Origin of the sequence: Pseudoalteromonas sp. NZS127_1 (assembly GCF_015864295.1) — a bacterium.
GTDB classification, from domain to species: Bacteria; Pseudomonadota; Gammaproteobacteria; order Enterobacterales; family Alteromonadaceae; genus Pseudoalteromonas; species Pseudoalteromonas arctica.
The window spans coordinates 107,239-122,784 of the sequence record NZ_JADYXO010000003.1 but is presented as its reverse complement, the minus strand read 5'-3'; the positions used below and the strand labels follow the sequence as shown (position 1 = coordinate 122,784).

The following is a 15,546-nucleotide window of genomic DNA, read 5'->3' as shown; positions in this document are numbered from 1 at the left end:
GTTTTTTAATTATTGAGCTTACTAACGTTTCCAATATCTTAAATTACGTAATGTATTTATAAATTTATCGGCAGAGTGTGCCTCTAAATCAATCCAACCATCATCTGCTTTGTCATCGAGCCCTGCGGCTTTAAATAAAGGCTTAGCCTCTTGTGTGTAGCCTATGTATTTCATATGTGCATACGCATCACTTACAAAGTCTTTAGCTTCTGCAATAGCAGCTAGTTTTTCGGCTCCCTCTTCAGTGGTGAGTACAAGTACCGCATCGTATAAAACCGATGGACCACCATTAATAACCTGATCAGCTTTAAAGTGCTTACCTTTACTGCATTTAGCACCGCCAACTTGTGGGGCAATAATTTCAGAGTTTGCGCCTTCACTTTTAAGTGCATTGGTAACCGATTCAAAGATGTCTGCATTAAAGCCATCACTTACTAAAATACCTAATTTACGGCCTTTGAAGGTGTTGGGCGCATTTTTCAAAATACTTAACGCATCAGATACAGGTAAGTCTTTACGTGTTGGCATAGCAGCTTCAGCTGGGTCTGGCATTTCTTGCAAGCCAAGTCCTTCGGCAACTTTATCTGAGAGGGTTTCGTCAATATTTAACAAGTGCGATACCAAACGTTCTCGTATTGGTAAATGCTCAACTTTAGACAGCTCAAACACGTACGCAGATTGAATATGCGCCTGCTCTACCTCTGTTTGACTTAAATAAAATTGACGGGCTTGACTGTAATGATCGCTGAATGTTTCTGAGCGATAACGCAGTTTATCACCGCCGCTTACTTCAGGTTCCTTTGAGCTTTTAAAGCCATGTACTGGGCATTCGCGCGGGTTGTTTTCGTCGCCGCTCCATGAGTTTGGCTCATAATTAACACGCCCTTTTGGATTGTGCATTGCCATGTGGCCATCTTGCTGAAAATGACGCATTGGACATTTAGGCGCATTGACCGGAATATGCGTAAAGTTAGGACCACCTAAACGCTTAGTTTGAGTATCTAAGTATGAAAAGTTACGACCTTGCAGTAGCGGGTCGGGTGTAAAGTCGAGCCCCGGTACAATGTTTTGAGTACAAAATGCTACTTGCTCTGTTTCTGCAAAAAAGTTGTCTACAACACGGTCAAGCACCATACGGCCAACAATTTGCACTGGTACTTGCTCTTCAGGTATAAGCTTAGTGGCATCGAATACATCAAATTCAAATTCATCAGCAAATTGCTGATCAAACACCTGTACACCTAGCTCCCACTCAGGGAAGTCGCCATTACCAATAGATTCCCACATATCTCTGCGATGAAAATCAGGGTCTGCGCCATTTAGCTTAAGTGCTTCGTTCCATACTACAGATTGCATGCCGCCTTTTGGTTTCCAATGAAATTTAACAAATTTCTCTTCACCTTTGGCATTAATAAATTTAAAGGTATGAACACCAAAACCTTCCATAAAGCGTAAAGAGCGCGGAATAGCTCTATCAGACATTGCCCACATAACCATGTGCATTGACTCAGGCGATAAGCTCACAAAATCCCAAAAGTTATCATGTGCTGTTTGCGCTTGCGGAAAACCTCGGTCGGGCTCGGCTTTAGCTGAATGAACTAAGTCTGGAAACTTCATCGCATCTTGAATAAAGAAAACCGGTATATTGTTTCCCACTAAATCCCAGTTTCCTTCTTGGGTATAAAATTTTACCGCAAAACCACGTACATCACGTGCTAAATCTGGAGACCCTTTATTACCTGCAACTGTAGAGAAACGAGTAAATACTGGGGTTTTTTCACCTTTTCGCTGAAAAATATCTGCACAGGTTAAATCTTCAAGCGTGTCGTAATTTTCAAAGTACCCATGTGCCCCGTAACCTCGTGCATGCACTACTCGCTCAGGAATGCGTTCGTGATCAAAGTGAAAGATCTTCTCGCGCATTATGTGATCTTCTAATAATCCTGGGCCACGCTTTCCTGCACGTAATGAGTTTTGATCGTCACTTACAGGGCAGCCCTGCGCGGTGGTCATGGTAGGGTGTTCATCCGACGCTTTTTGATGCAATTCACCGCCATGCCCTTTATTACCTGAGTATTTAAATGATTCAGCCATGTTTAGTCCTTCATACAGTTTGATTTAATGGGTCAATAGTTTTTATGAGCTTTAAAGCTAAAAGCGACTATGCAAATGCAAAATAAAGACCAGCCATCCAACCTAGTAAAAAAGGGCTGTACAGATAACAATGTAGTATTTGAAGTGGTTTATAAAAGAAAAGGTTACACAGGTATGTAACTTTTTCACACAAAAAAAGAGCACTTAAAAGTGCCCTTAGGTTTAAATCGTTTTAAATTTAGTTAATCTTTGCTTTCGTTAACTAAAATAACTTTACGATGTGGGAAAGGTATTTCGATGTTGTTTTCATCCAGTGCTTTTTTAATTAACTCTGGCACCGTGTAAAGAATATCGAAGTAATGCTCGCCCTTACAAAAAGGTCTTACTAAAAAGTCTACTGAGCTGTTGTTAAGAGTTTCTACTTCAACAAAAGGAGCTGGATCTTTTAGTATGTGTGGGTGCGCTGCAAGTACGGCATCTATAACTTTACGTACAGCCGTTGTATCTTCACCGTAAGCAACACCAAAATGCATATCCACACCACGAATTGGATGATGTGAATGGTTTATAATTTGCGCGCCCCAAATTTGACTATTTGGAATAATAACCTGTTGGTTATCGAACGTTTGTAAAATAGTAGTAAACATATCTACTTCTGTTACTTTACCAAAACGCCCTGCGGCCTCAATAAAGTCATTCACTTTATAAGGTCTGAAAACAAGTAGCATAACGCCTGCGGCAAGGTTCGACATTGCACCTTGTAACGCCAAGCCTATAGCAAGTCCCGCAGCACCTAGCAAAGCAATAATAGAGGCCGTTTGTACACCAAAGCGATTTAACACAGCAATAATAACGAACGCTAATATGATGTAGCGAGCCATACTGCCTAAAAAGCGAAAAAGCGTATCATCAAGATGAGTGTATTTATGGCATAAGCCAATAATTAAATTGCGTACTTTGCCTGCCAGCCATAAGCCCGCAAGTAAGATTGCAATCGCTAGTAATATGTTGGTTGCCCACGTAATTGCAGCGGGTAAATATTGATTAATATCAATGTTGTTTATTATATCTTCCATTTTTTTTCCTGTTTTAAAAACTTTTAACTGACTTCAATTCATACTAAGCGCAATAGTTTAACAAAAAATTAACTAAAGTACGACTATAGGAGTAATTTAAAACATAAAGAAAGAGCGTTCCCTCAAAACATGTCATCGCTCACGTAAATCTTTCAACACATAATTTTGCTTTAACCCTTGGTCTACAGCTTAAATAATTCAACTTTAACTTGTTCATAAATAAAGCTAATACCCGAAATAAATCTCGGTTAGCTCTCTTAATTTTCTAATTACTACTGGCACTCATCTATAAATTTACCGATAATCTCACCTAAGCGCGCATATATTGGCGAGACAACACAATTGGATGAAATTAAAACAAAGGATTATTATGAAAAAGTACTCAATTTTACTTACAGCGGCAGCACTTACTGTACTTGCTGGTTGTTCAACATCTGTTGCAGTAAGAGACTTTGAACAAAACCCTATTCCACAAACATCAACAATTACCAACAGTGAAGCTGACGTAGAAAAAGGCATTCTAAAGGCATGTATTCAGCTTGGTTGGAAGTGTACGCCTATGAGTGAAGGTAAAATAAAAGGTGTACTGGATATTCGCACACACCAATTAACTGTCGATATTGCGTATGACAAAACGGCATACTCAATCAACTATAAAGACTCTATTAACTTAAACTACAACGGCAAAAAAATTCACCGCCAATATGTTAATTGGGTATCAAACCTAATACGCCATATAGATGCTGAAATGATTTAGCAGCGCGTTAACCTGCTTTACATATTATAAAAATCACTAAATATGAATAATAAAAGTGGAGAAGTTACCTATAGCTTCTCCATTTTTTAATTGAGATTTAAACAGTAATAATCACGCCAAAAATATTAATAAATTTCAACCAGTTACAAGTCAAAAAAGCACCAAACCTAACACTATTAGTAAAAGTACTCTCCCGTATTTTCACTCTTTAATGAATGAGTGATTTTTTACTTATCCCCCTTCGTAAAAACATATTTTATATCTTGCTATAACGCAGTTTCGCTCATATAGTCAGCAAATTATCACACCTTTATTTTGAACATCTTTGTTTATGAAATCTTCTGCTCCTGCTAGTGATTTTGGTACCTTATTAGGTTATGCACCTGGTAATGTTGCTGTGTACTCATCTGATTATGATACGGCTGACGAAAGTATTTATCCTAATCGTAGCGCCTACCGTAGTTACCTTGATGGCATTTACATGGGCTATAAATGGCAATGTGTTGAGTTTGCACGGCGATGGATGTATCTCAACCATAGTTATATTTTTGATGATATTGCTATGGCTTACGATATTTTTGAGCTGCGTTCTGTGCGCGATGTAAATAGCCAAAACAGACTGCCACTAAACGCGTTTAAAAATGGTGCTAAACATCATCCGCAAGTAGGTAGTTTACTTATTTGGGAGGAAGGCGGCGAGTTTGAAGAAACAGGCCATGTTGCTGTCGTTGTTGAAGTGCACGAAGATAAAATACGCCTTGCTGAGCAAAATGTAGGACATCAAATATGGCCAAAAGATCAAAGCTGGTGCCGTGAACTAAAAGCAAAAGTAACTAAAGATGGCGACTATTGGATTGAGTGCTCTTACAGCGACGCCACTATTTTAGGCTGGATGACACAAACTGATGAAACAGAATATGCTGAGCCAACGTCTGAGCTAAACACTGATTTATTTATTATAGAAGCCCATAAAGCAGTAGATACAGGCCAAGCAAACAAGTCATGGTTAAATATTGCGAATGACGATGAAGCTGCCTACGTAGAAATGATGCAAGGCCATAAACTTACATCAGTAGCTGCGGATCAACATAATTACTTTGCGATATCTCAAACGGCGCAGCAAAGCATTGAGCATGCAACAAATGAGCTGCATGGCTTATTTATGCATGCAACCGACTATGTACTGCAGCACCCTGAGTTATTAAAAAAGTTTAATTTACCCGATGTTGTGATTAATAAAATTCGCCAATCGTGGGATAACCGCTTAAACCAATTAATTACCAGTCGGCTTGACTTTGCTTTAACAGCAGCCGGTTTAAAAGTTTACGAATACAATTGCGATTCGGCATCGTGTTACATGGAAAGCGGCAAAGTTCAGGGTAAATGGGCAAAACACTTTGGTGTTAAAACAGGTGTAGATGCAGGCCAAAATTTATTTAAAGATCTCGTAAAAGCATGGCGTAAAAGTGAAGTAAAAGGTCTTGTTCATATTCTGCAAGATGATGAACCAGAAGAGCATTACCACGCATTATTTATGAAAGAAGCTATTGAAGCCGCGGGCTTTGAGTGTAAGTTAGTAATTGGCTTAAGCACACTTCGCTGGAATGAATCAGGCAACATAGTAGATGCAGATGGCGCACAACTGAGTTACGTATGGAAAACCTGGTCGTGGGAAACCGCACTTGATCAAATTCGTGAAGAATGCGAAGCAGACCAATCATTAGGTGATAACTTTGAACCACAATTCAAAATTGGTGAAACGCCACGCTTAGTCGATGTACTGCTGCGTAAAAACGTCATGGTATTTGAACCGCTGTGGACATTGATCCCAAGTAACAAGGCTATTTTACCAATACTGTGGAGTTTATTCCCTAATCATAAATATTTACTTAATACCGCGTTTGAACTTAACGACGAGTTATTACAAACCGGTTATGTAGTTAAACCAATAGTAGGACGTTGTGGTGCTAATATTCAACTTGTTGATGAACAGCAGCAAGTTATAGAAAAAACAATGGGGCACTTTGCCGAGCAAGACCAAATATACCAACAACTATTTGCACTGCCTAAAGTAGATGACTACTTTGTACAAATATGTAGTTTTACAGCCGCCGGAAAATACTCTGGTGGTGGCGTACGTGTTGATAAAAGCATGATCATAAACGGCCATAGCGATTGTATGGCACTGCGTATTAAATAAATAATACTAAGCCCGCAATTTTGCTGCGGGCTTAAGTTTGTGTAGACCCCCTTCCCTCTTTTAAGTTTTATAGCTATCTCAAGCGAGTTACTCCTGATAGAGTAAATTTATTAAACACCACAAACTAAGGTATTTCATGGCGAATCAATTTAATGTACTTGGCACACGTTTAAAACTATGTTGCGGTAATGGTGGCTACACACGTGAAGGATTTTGTTATGTACCAGAATCAGATCTTGGCAATCACAGTGTGTGTGCAATTATGACTGACGAGTTTTTACAATTTTCAAAATCACAAGGTAACGACTTAATAAGCCCAAACCCTCTTTACGATTTTGAAGGTTTAAAAGCCGGTGATAAATGGTGCTTGTGTGCAGTAAGATGGCTTCATGCTATTGCAGCAAACGTTGCGCCACCAGTGGTACTTGAAGCTACAAATAAAAAATCATTAGAAATAGTGCCGCTCGATGTTTTAAAAGCGCACGAATATATAGCCAAAGTTTAAATACACTTAAGCGTTATTAAATTAAAGTCTGCAGATTTTACAAATGTATGCAGGCTTTTCAAAAATTCAATCACCCCTCCAGCCTCTAAAATCTCAAATAAAAACATAACCCCATGTTTTTAAACAGCTTTTAAAAACAATAAACTTACGGCATAACAGTTGCTTCATTAAGTTTAAGTCATGCTCATAACGCAACATATTATATGAGCAACACATTACTTAATGTAGGAGAAATTATGAGTAACAATAACGAATCAAACAAAACAACTAAATTTACCGCGCCAGGTATGAGTGACGAATCAGCTCAAAAAACAATAGCTACGCTAGATAACCGCATGGTTGCATTGATAGATTTACAGCTTACTTTAAAGCATATTCACTGGAATGTAGTAGGACCTAACTTTATTGGCGTACACGAAATGATAGACCCACAAGTAGACATTGTGCGCGAAATGACAGATACAATTGCAGAGCGAATTGCGACTCTTGGTGGAGTGCCCGTTGGTACGCCTAAATCAATTGTAGATCGTCGTACATGGAGCGAATACTCAGTAGGTAAAGGGTTAGTAACCGAGCATTTAGCCGCACTTGATAAAGTATACAACGGCGTTAATGGCGATCACCGCAAAGCAATTGAGACTCTTTCTGAATTAGATCCGGTGTCTGAAGATATGATCACCAGCCAACTAGCTGACCTAGAGCAATTTCAGTGGTTTATTAGAGCCCATTTAGAATCATCTACAGGCGAGTTAAAAAGCTAATATATTTAATCTAAGAAAGCCCAGCATTAATATGCTGGGCTTTTTTTTTGCGTAAAAATCACTCTATTTATAATCATATATAGATATGTATCAGTAAGCTCTAATACAAAATTCATATAAAAACAATAGAAAATTGGTATTACCAAAACAAATAACCAAAATAAAATTTAATGATTTTATACTCCTTACTATTTCGCAAATTTATAAGCCATACCCAACCTTTAATGAACATCTCATTATTTTAACATCACTTAAAAAACAAACTAAATACGTATAAAAGTACGGCATAAAATTTAAAAATAGCACTAAAAAATGTATTTAATAGTACAAATAATATAAAAAAACGCCTTTGGTAAACATACTTCAATAAAATTCACTCAAAATATAAAAAATAAAAATACACCATAAGCCATTAAATTTATTAAATATAAGCAAAATAAAAGAACACTTTGTAATACACCTTGTGAATTTTTGGTAAACAAAGGTTGTAATAAAAGCTGAATTGGACTAATTTCAACCATACCACCTGTATGACACGCTACAGGGAAATAGCAGTTAAATTGGTTAACCAAACCAAGTAACAACACACACAATGACGTAAGTCGTACCCAAACGGGAGAGATACATGAAACTCAATCAAATTACTTCAACATTAATTAATAAACATAAAAGAAGTAGCTCTACAACAATCAGTGCAGCAGCCCTTTTATTAATGGCTTCTTCTACTATTGCAGCGCAAGAGGCTCCGGCAGCTTCAGAAACGGCAGCTGCAGATATTGAAGTTATTGAAGTAAAAGGCATGCTAGGTAGTATGAAAGCCGCCGCTATGCTTAAGCGTACTGACGGACGTATTGTAGATGCGATTGTTGCTGAAGACATTGGTAAGTTACCTGATAATAATATTGCAGAAGCACTGCAACGTATTACTGGTGTATCTATTAATACCGATTTTGGTGTGGGTGACAGTGTTTCGATTCGTGGCTTACCTCAAAACCGTGTTGAATTAAACGGTCGCTCTACTATTGGCGACTCTCGTGACGGTATTAGCTTACAAGATTACCCATCAAGTTTCTTAAAAACAGTAGAAGTAGTTAAGTCTCCTACTGCCGATATGATTGAAGGTGCATTAGGCGGAACAGTTAGCTTAAAAACAGTTCGCCCATTAGAGTTAGATAAACTAACTGGCGCAGTTTCATTAGATGGTGAATATGCAGATAAAACAGAAAAAGTAGCACCTATTTTTAGTGGTTCACTTGGTAACAACTGGGACTTTGACGAAATGGGTACCTTTGGTGCTATTGCTATGTTTTCGTATCAAGATCGTGAAATTCGTCAAGATGAAACGTCTAGCCGTGTTAAACCTCAAGACATTGATATTAATGGTCAAGAAGGTAATACACCAAGTGGCAACGCTATCGTACGAGACGAGCACAGTGTTGAACAATATGTAGAACAACGTAAACGTACTGCTGTAAATTTATCACTTCAGTGGGCACCGCAATCTGGTAATGGCATGGTGTATCTAGATTTAAGTGGCACTAAACGCTCTGGTGAGCAAAGTGGTAACTCTATATTAGGTGTTGCGGGTTCGTTATCAACAGATGCAAATACAACTCAAGATGCTAACGGCGTAAATAATTACACGCTAACAAACGAATTTGGTATCCCTAAAACATACAGTGACTTTCGTGAAACTGACTCGTTTTCAAATGCACTTGGTGCAGAGTGGAACCTTACTGACAGTATAAAAATCTCTGGCGAAATTGCAGTAGCATCATCAGAAAGCGTAAGACCTGATTCTGAATTTACACTTCGCCCAATCGAAAAATCAACATTTGAAGCAAGTGGCGGAACTAAGCTAACAAATCATTTATATGATGGTGCATTTTCTCAAGACGGTAATAAATTACCAAGCATCATTCATTCAGATCCTAATGCATTTACTGACCCACAAAACTTAGCACTTCGTACGTTTAAAAGTGAAGATAGAAGAACAGACAATGACGAAACAGCTATTCGTTTTGATGTTGAAATGTTTGAACCTCTCAGCAGCTTAAGCTGGGTGTCTAAAGTAAAAGCAGGTGTACGTGTTACTAACCGCGATTACGAATATGAGCAATACAAAGTAGAAATTAAAGACATTTACAAAAATGCATTTAACGACTCAGATGGTTCATTAGCTACTTTATGGGTTGATGACTACAACGCTGCTTTTTCAAATAGCTTCACAACAGTTAGCCACGACAACTCTTTTGACCAATTAGGTAATTCTGGTCAAAACGACCTACTAACGTTTTTAAGCTACAACGGTTTATCTAACCCTGCAAATACTTACGCTCAACTTCAGCAGTTACTTGCAGGTACTAACCTAGCGTCAACGGGGAGTCTTTCAGATAACCAAGAGTTCCAAGAAAGCGCATACCGTAACGTAGTTGAAGATACAGCAGCTGTGTATATATCAGCGTACTTAGACTTTGATAACATCACTGCGATTGTGGGTGGTCGTTATGTGACTACAGATTTAGAATCAAGCGTATTTCTTAATGGCGAAAAAGTAACTGGCGACAATGACTACAGCGACTTTTTACCAAGCTTAAACGTTACGTATAACTACTCAGACGAAACATTATTCCGCTTTGCTGCTGCAAAAGTTATGCGCCGCGCTGACTTTAGCGAGCTAAGCCCTGCATTTGACGTTAATAACGATATTACGGGTGCAACGCAAGGATCTATTGATTTAGAACCATACCGTGCAACGCAGTACGACTTATCAGTAGAGCATTACTTTGATGAAGGTAACGTACTATCTTTCGCTGTATTTTATAAAGATGTTGAGTCTTTCTTAAGTAACGAAAGCAGCTGTCAGGCTTCTTCAAGCACTTCAACTGGTCAAAACGTAACGCAGTGGAACCAAGTATGTCAGCTTGACGTTGCAGGTGTTTCACAAGACAACCTAGTATACTCTGACGCAACTGATTTCCCTGTAGATGCAGATGGCTTTAACCATGTTGCAGGTCTGCGTGACGCAGGACTAACGGGTATCGATACAGTTAAAAATGTAAATGGTGAAAACGGCTCAGTACAAGGTTTTGAAGTGGGTTACCAACAGTTCTTTACAAGCTTACCTGGTGCATTTTCTGGCTTAGGTGTTAATGCAAACTACACGTATGCAGACAGCGAACAACCAAACGGCAACCCACTATTAGATATTTCTAAAAATACATATAACTTACAAGTATTTTGGGAATACGAAGGGTTCTCTACTCGTATCGCTTATAACTACCGTGACAGTTTCTTAGATACTGAAAACGAAAAACGCGTAGAAAATATTAACTCAGATGGCAGTATTTCAGCAGAAGGCACTGTTTACGGTAATAACTACCGTGACGACAGAGGCCAGTTAGATTTCTCTGCAAGCTGGGATATTAACGAAAATATTACGCTAGTAGGTAATGCGACTAACTTAACGGGTGAGCCTTCAATCTACCTATCTGAACTAGGTGGTGCTTGGAAGTACACTGAAGCGGATCGTCGTTACAGCTTTGGTATTCGCGCTAAATTTTAATTTTCCCTGGAAACTAAAGCCTGCTTTATGCAGGCTTTTTTACGTCTATAAAAAAGTGGCTTTATATTATACAACCTTATTAAAAACATGATTATTCTACCGAGTTAAATAACCCTCCATCGCTATAGTAAATAACTAATTCAATACAGTGGGTATTACGTAAAAATACTCTCCTCTAGCTATACTTATTTGAATATTAAATTTACTATCAAAGCGTTATTACTATTAACAGGAAAAGTTGAAGTGCTGTCGCGTTTATATAATTTTATGCCGGGTTTAGATACATTGCTGCACTATGAGCGACAATGGTTTGCTGATGATTTAAGAGCAGCGCTATCGGTAGCTGCCGTAGCTTTACCTGTTGCCATTGCTTACGCACAGCTAACCGGTGTTAATGCTGCCGTAGGGTTATATTCTTGCATATTGCCAATGATGTTATATGCACTTTTTGGCACTTCAAAACAGTTAATAGTAGGCCCTGATGCTGCTACCTGCGCCGTTATTGCAGCAGTAGTAACACCTCTTGCTGCAGGTGACAGTTTTAAACATTGGCAACTTGTTGTCACCATGACCGCTATGACCGGCTTTTGGTGCTTTATAGCCAGTAAATTTAAGCTAGGTGTATTAGCCGACTTTTTATCTAAACCTATTTTAATGGGATTACTAAACGGCGTAGCCATTACTATTATTGTTGGTCAATTTTCCAAAGTATTTGGCTTTACCTTTGACGAACGCTACCTACTTGAACGCTTAGGTGGTGTGCCCACATACCTAGCGCAAACACATGTCCCCACCTTATTAATGGCTTTGTTTACACTGGCGGTTTATTTTGTGATGAAACGCGTAAAACCCACGTGGCCTGCATCTATGTTCGCCATTGCCTTTGGTGCGCTTTTGGTGTGGATTTTTGATTTAAAACAGCTTGATATAAAAACCATTGGCACCGTAACAGGTGGACTTCCCGTTTTTAATACCCCTGTTTTTGATTTAGGGATTATTCGTGAGTTAGTGGTCCCCGCACTTAACTTAGCCATCGTGAGCTTTGTTAGTATGATGCTAACTGCCCGCAGCTTTGCTGCTAAAAATGGCTACGACATAGACGCCGATAAAGAATTTAGAGCGTTAGGTATTGCCAATATAGCGTCAGCTCTTTCGCAAGGTTTTGCAGTCAGTGGCGCCGACTCACGCACCGCTGTTAACGATGCAACAGGTGGTAAAACACAGTTAGTATCAATAATAGCAGCGGCCATTATTGCTGTCATAGCCGTATTTTTAACAGCCCCACTTGAATTTATTCCAAGCGCAGCGCTAGGTGTTGTACTCATTATTGCCTCTGTTCATTTACTCGATTTAAAAGCTGTTTGGCAATTAAAACGAAAAGATAAACAGGCATTTTATCTCGCATCAGCCACCTTACTTGCCGTGTTATTTATTGGCGTTATACCAGGGATCACACTTGCTGTATTACTGGGGTTATTTCAGTTTATTCGCACCGTAATGCGCCCAACCGATAATATACTCGGCGTAGATATCAACGGCGTAGTAAGAAGTTTAGACGCCACTGACAAAGCAAAAGCAGTGCAAGGCGTATTTATTTATCGCTTTAATTCACCTTTAACTTACTTTAATGCCAGCTACTTTAAACGCAGATTACTAGAGCAATACGCAAGACAAAAAGACGATACGCAATGCGTAATAATTGATGCCGTGCCCTGCTTTACTCACTTAGATTTAAGTGTAATGGCCATGCTTGCCGATCTCGACGTTATATTTAAAAAGCGCGATATAAGACTTGAACTTGCAGGCAGAAAACGCCAGCTGCTCTCATGGTTTGAAATTGCCGGAATGAAGTCAGGAACAGAGGGTATATACATTCACTCAGACCTATACATCGCCCTAAAAAGAAATAGCGTAAGCCAGCACACACAAGAGGTTAGCTTGTTTGAGTCAGACGAAAATAAAGAAGCGCTCACACAGCCATAAAATACTAAACAGCAGATCAGCTAGCTGATCTGCTGTTTATACCAATTCCAATAAATAGCTGATCTATTTTACTTGCTAAAACAACCCATTTCTTTGTTGTAAATTTCGCAAAGGGAACAACCATTTACATCAATTTACGCCTAGAACTGAATTATTTTTTCGGCGTAAAATTTAGATCACATACTTAATGGAATTGGTATTAGTATTGAGTGCTTTTATACTTTTGGGTAGTTTGAAGGGAAAAATGCTTTTTTAGCGTCTTCATCAAACTCTTTTTTAAAGGCTACATCAGTACCAATTACGCGTGCACGCGCAACCGCTGGGCGCCTATCAATGCTTTCAAACCAACGCTTAAGATTTGGATACGGTGCTAAGCCCTCTTCACCTAATACAACCGGTGCTTTATCAATCCAGCCCCATGCAGATACATCAGCAATGGTATACGTATCACCCACAATAAAGTCGCGGCCCTCAAGATGCGTATCAAGTACTTCGTAATGGCGCTGCGCTTCACGTAAATAACGATTAACCGCATAATCAAGCCCTTCTGGCGCCATGTGTCTAAAGTGTACACTTTGCCCTGAATACGGACCCAAACCAGATGCAATAAACATTAACCACGACAGCATTTCAGCACGGTCATCGCCCTTGCCTTCTAGCTTTCCATATTTTTCAGAAAGGTACATTAAAATAGCATTCGAATCGAACACACGAGTTTCACCATCAACAATTGCTGGCGCTTTAGCATTTGGATTAATTGCTTTAAATTCAGGTGTATGTTGCTCACCTTTTAAAGTATCAAGAGGAACAAGTTCAAACGGTAAGCCTGTTTCTTCTAAAAAGAGTGCAACCTTCATTGGGTTAGGAGTATGGTGAAAATAAAATTTAATCATGTAAAGTTCCTCAATAATTGAGCAACGATTAAAACACAACTTGAGCGGGTGTTCAAATTAAGTTTTAACCAAGTAAAATATACAGTTAAAACGTGATTTAATTGTGAGTATTTCGTGATACTTCATTCGTAAATATCATTTAGGCTGAATGCAATATCAACCTTTGCGAGAAGTAACATGCCTTTTAAAGCACTATCCCGTCCATTTTTTATCTCACTTGTTGGGTTAATAATTTTTTGCTTTCAAAGCCAAGCTGCTGAGCAAGTAACTATTTCCAGTACAGCTAATCCGACTACCTTTTTAGAGCTTTACACATCGCAAGGTTGCAGTAGTTGCCCACCAGCAGAGCGCTGGATTTCAACGTTTACAGATGATGAAAAGCTATGGACTGATTTAATCCCTATTAATTTTCATGTTACTTATTGGGATTATTTAGGATGGAAAGACCCGTTTGCCTCTGCTGTTTTTAGTAAAAGACAACGTACTTATAAAGCACTCGGTAAAAGTAGGATTGTAGCAACCCCAGGATTTATGGTTAACGGCAGCGGGTGGCAAGGTTGGTTTTATAAGCAAGCTATTCCTGTAGCTAAAGCCCCTCATTTAGGTAATTTAAAAGCGACTATAAACAATAGTAAAATTAATCTCGAATACGATACTGTTAATACCAAAGATGATACTAACCAAAACTTAATAGCCCATGTAGCTCTGTTAGGCTTTGGCATAGAAACACAAATACACAGCGGCGAAAACGCAGGCCATAAGTTAAAACACGACTTTGTTGTTATTGGCTACGAGCAAAGTGACATGCAAACTAAGCAACAATTATCATTAACTGACTTAAACCTGCCTCGCGCTAAAAAAATATCGCCAACAAAGCAAGCCTTAGTATTTTGGGTATCTGAAAAAAGCGACCCTACCCCACTACAAGTTGCAGCAGATTGGTTTTAATATGGATAAAATAAACAGCTGAAGTTTAAAAATAGGCCACCATTACACCTTTAACTATACAGCTTGTTAGTAGTCCACTCATACCCATATACGTAAACATAAAGCGTTGTTCAGAATCTGTTTTAAACACGAAAGCGACTAAATAAAGAGAAGCAATAATAGCTACGCTTAGCATAAGCCCATAAATAAATGAGCCGCAATAGTGTGGTAATACAGCTAAAGCGAGTGCGGTTAAATTAGTGCCAAAGAATGCTACGGGCTTTTTAATACCGCGTAAAATGGCAAATAGCGGTATAACAAAAGTAAGACAATACAACCAAATAATATGAGTAGACCATCCGTAACTTAAGGGAGCTTTAACTTCAAAAGTAGAAAGCTTAAAATTACTCGTAAATGTCCATGCAGCATTAATAATTATACTTACAATAAAAGCCCCAATAAATAGAGCGACTAACACCGCAATTGCACCGCCTGCGGTAGCCCCTGCTTTCTCTTTTTCTATAATTAAAATAATGACACTTAACAGCCCACTTAATTGTAACCACTGCCAATAATCGCTCGTAAATAGAGGAATAGCAGCTAAAACGATCGTAGTTATAATTAACTTACTTCCATCATTTGAGCGCAATAAATAAAAGGCCATTATGGCAATATAAAATAGAGCCGTTACATCAGGCATATCAACAACTTCCTTGTAAAAATATAATAAAAACCAATAAACGCAGCGATTATACCTATTACTGAGCCCCTATAAAATCCGATAA

The 15,546-nt window shown here is 38.7% G+C and carries 11 protein-coding genes; 7 read left to right on the top strand and 4 right to left on the bottom strand.

The window, feature by feature from the left end; translation table 11 throughout:
• Positions 1 to 21 precede the first annotated feature (21 nt).
• Together I6F50_RS04925 and I6F50_RS04920 are read right to left on the bottom strand one after the other, a co-directional pair.
• A complete protein-coding gene (locus I6F50_RS04925) occupies positions 22 to 2,094 on the bottom strand; it encodes a catalase (protein WP_165727642.1) in 2,073 nt (690 codons plus the stop codon).
• Positions 2,095 to 2,336: 242 nt separating this feature from the next.
• On the bottom strand, positions 2,337 to 3,170 hold the full coding sequence (locus I6F50_RS04920) for a mechanosensitive ion channel family protein (RefSeq protein ID WP_010553100.1): 834 nt from the start codon (positions 3,168 to 3,170) through the stop codon (positions 2,337 to 2,339).
• 370 nt (positions 3,171 to 3,540) lie between these two features.
• Here I6F50_RS04920 and I6F50_RS04915 point away from each other — a divergent pair, with 370 nt between their 5' ends.
• The 6 genes from I6F50_RS04915 to I6F50_RS04890 all read left to right on the top strand — a co-directional run bounded on the left by I6F50_RS04915 (position 3,541) and on the right by I6F50_RS04890 (position 12,941).
• Positions 3,541 to 3,927 carry a hypothetical protein gene (locus tag I6F50_RS04915; RefSeq protein WP_007581468.1) on the top strand — a complete coding sequence of 129 codons (387 nt, stop codon included), beginning with the start codon at positions 3,541 to 3,543 and terminating at the stop codon, positions 3,925 to 3,927.
• Positions 3,928 to 4,258: 331 nt separating this feature from the next.
• Entirely contained in the window at positions 4,259 to 6,127 is a 1,869-nt protein-coding gene (gene gss / locus I6F50_RS04910) for a bifunctional glutathionylspermidine amidase/synthase (RefSeq protein WP_197175429.1), read from the top strand.
• Positions 6,128 to 6,263: 136 nt separating this feature from the next.
• Positions 6,264 to 6,632, top strand: a complete 369-nt coding sequence (locus I6F50_RS04905; RefSeq protein WP_197159617.1) for a DUF2237 family protein — start codon at positions 6,264 to 6,266, stop codon at positions 6,630 to 6,632.
• A 236-nt stretch (positions 6,633 to 6,868) separates the two neighbouring features.
• Positions 6,869 to 7,393 carry a DNA starvation/stationary phase protection protein Dps gene (gene dps, locus I6F50_RS04900; RefSeq protein ID WP_166378003.1) on the top strand — a complete coding sequence of 175 codons (525 nt, stop codon included), beginning with the start codon at positions 6,869 to 6,871 and terminating at the stop codon, positions 7,391 to 7,393.
• Between the two features lie 625 nt (positions 7,394 to 8,018).
• Positions 8,019 to 10,958: a TonB-dependent receptor gene (locus I6F50_RS04895; protein WP_197175428.1), complete on the top strand. Its 2,940-nt coding sequence runs from the start codon at positions 8,019 to 8,021 to the stop codon at positions 10,956 to 10,958.
• Positions 10,959 to 11,201: 243 nt separating this feature from the next.
• Positions 11,202 to 12,941: a SulP family inorganic anion transporter gene (locus tag I6F50_RS04890; RefSeq protein WP_197159696.1), complete on the top strand. Its 1,740-nt coding sequence runs from the start codon at positions 11,202 to 11,204 to the stop codon at positions 12,939 to 12,941.
• Between the two features lie 215 nt (positions 12,942 to 13,156).
• Here I6F50_RS04890 and I6F50_RS04885 read toward each other — a convergent pair whose 3' ends face one another.
• Positions 13,157 to 13,834 (bottom strand): glutathione S-transferase family protein, encoded by a 678-nt coding sequence (locus tag I6F50_RS04885; RefSeq protein WP_197118638.1) that lies wholly within the window; start codon positions 13,832 to 13,834, stop codon positions 13,157 to 13,159.
• Positions 13,835 to 14,011: 177 nt separating this feature from the next.
• On the opposite strand from I6F50_RS04885, the gene I6F50_RS04880 reads away from it, so the two are divergent.
• Positions 14,012 to 14,782 (top strand): DUF1223 domain-containing protein, encoded by a 771-nt coding sequence (locus I6F50_RS04880; protein ID WP_165740882.1) that lies wholly within the window; start codon positions 14,012 to 14,014, stop codon positions 14,780 to 14,782.
• A gap of 25 nt (positions 14,783 to 14,807) precedes the next feature.
• Here the strand turns inward: I6F50_RS04880 and I6F50_RS04875 are convergent, their stop codons facing one another.
• Positions 14,808 to 15,461, bottom strand: coding sequence for a hypothetical protein (locus tag I6F50_RS04875; protein WP_165740883.1), 654 nt, complete (start codon positions 15,459 to 15,461; stop codon positions 14,808 to 14,810).
• Positions 15,462 to 15,546: the final 85 nt, after the last annotated feature.

What these genes read in the sequence shown, in the direction of transcription:
- I6F50_RS04925 (WP_165727642.1), bottom strand. Translation starts at nt 2,094, where the DNA reads ATGGCTGAATCATTTAAATACTCAGGTAATAAAGGGCATGGCGGTGAA.
- I6F50_RS04920 (WP_010553100.1), bottom strand. Translation starts at nt 3,170, where the DNA reads ATGGAAGATATAATAAACAACATTGATATTAATCAATATTTACCCGCT.
- I6F50_RS04915 (WP_007581468.1), top strand. Translation starts at nt 3,541, where the DNA reads ATGAAAAAGTACTCAATTTTACTTACAGCGGCAGCACTTACTGTACTT.
- gss (WP_197175429.1), top strand. Translation starts at nt 4,259, where the DNA reads ATGAAATCTTCTGCTCCTGCTAGTGATTTTGGTACCTTATTAGGTTAT.
- I6F50_RS04905 (WP_197159617.1), top strand. Translation starts at nt 6,264, where the DNA reads ATGGCGAATCAATTTAATGTACTTGGCACACGTTTAAAACTATGTTGC.
- dps (WP_166378003.1), top strand. Translation starts at nt 6,869, where the DNA reads ATGAGTAACAATAACGAATCAAACAAAACAACTAAATTTACCGCGCCA.
- I6F50_RS04895 (WP_197175428.1), top strand. Translation starts at nt 8,019, where the DNA reads ATGAAACTCAATCAAATTACTTCAACATTAATTAATAAACATAAAAGA.
- I6F50_RS04885 (WP_197118638.1), bottom strand. Translation starts at nt 13,834, where the DNA reads ATGATTAAATTTTATTTTCACCATACTCCTAACCCAATGAAGGTTGCA.
- I6F50_RS04880 (WP_165740882.1), top strand. Translation starts at nt 14,012, where the DNA reads ATGCCTTTTAAAGCACTATCCCGTCCATTTTTTATCTCACTTGTTGGG.
- I6F50_RS04875 (WP_165740883.1), bottom strand. Translation starts at nt 15,461, where the DNA reads ATGCCTGATGTAACGGCTCTATTTTATATTGCCATAATGGCCTTTTAT.